This is a genomic window from Flavobacterium hydatis, assembly GCF_000737695.1.
Taxonomy (GTDB): Bacteria; Bacteroidota; Bacteroidia; order Flavobacteriales; family Flavobacteriaceae; genus Flavobacterium; species Flavobacterium hydatis.
This window is the reverse complement of record NZ_JPRM01000085.1, coordinates 1-942: the sequence shown is the minus strand read 5'-3', so window position 1 is coordinate 942 and position 942 is coordinate 1. Positions and strand designations below refer to the sequence as shown.

At 42.5% G+C, this 942-nt stretch carries 1 protein-coding gene; it reads right to left on the bottom strand.

The window, feature by feature from the left end; all coding sequences use genetic code 11:
* A partial coding sequence (locus tag IW20_RS26520) for an MBG domain-containing protein (protein WP_035629146.1) occupies positions 1–942 on the bottom strand: 942 nt, incomplete at both ends.

The following is a 942-nucleotide window of genomic DNA, read 5'->3' as shown; positions in this document are numbered from 1 at the left end:
AACATAATTGAAAGTATAGTTCAACGCGGCTGCTCCAGTTGCTGTAATCGGGTACGTTCCTACTGGGCTAGTTGTATCTGCCGTAGTTGTAATAGTAGCTGCTGTAGTTAAAATGGTTTCATCGTCTCCATTTACAAATCCGGTATAACTCGCTGTTAAAGTCGGATTTGTCGCTCCGTACACTTTTGTCTGATTATCAGCTGTCACTGTAATTTCTACTGGCGTTACGGTCAATGTTGCTGCAACATACGCAAAAGTATAATTCAATGCTGCTGCTCCAGTTGCGGTAATCGAGTATGTTCCTACTGGGCTGTTTGTATCAGCGGTAGTTGTAATTGTTGCTTGAGCGGTTAAAATGGTTTCATCATCTCCATTTACAAATCCTGCATAACTCGCGGTTAAAGTCGGATTTGCTGCTCCGTACACTTTAGTCTGATTATCGGCTGTCACTGTAATCTCGACTGGCGTTACGCTCAACGTTGCAGGAACATAATTGAAAGTATAGTTCAACGCGGCTGCTCCAGTTGCTGTAATCGGGTACGTTCCTACTGGGCTAGTTGTATCTGCCGTAGTTGTAATAGTAGCTGCTGTAGTTAAAATGGTTTCATCGTCTCCATTTACAAATCCGGTATAACTCGCTGTTAAAGTCGGATTTACTGCTCCGTAAACTTTGCTTGCATTTGCTGCCGTAACTGTAATTTCTACTGGCGTTACGGTCAATGTTGCAGGAACATAATTGAAGGTGTAATTCAACGCGGCTGCTCCTGTGGCTGTAATTGGGTACGTACCTACTGGACTAGTTGTATCAGCAGTAGTCGTAATTGTTGCTTGAGTCGTTAGAATTGTTTCATCATCACCATTTATAAATCCTGCATAAGTTGCAGTTAAAGTCGGATTTACTGCTCCGTAAACTTTAGTCTGATTATCGGCTGTCACTGTAAT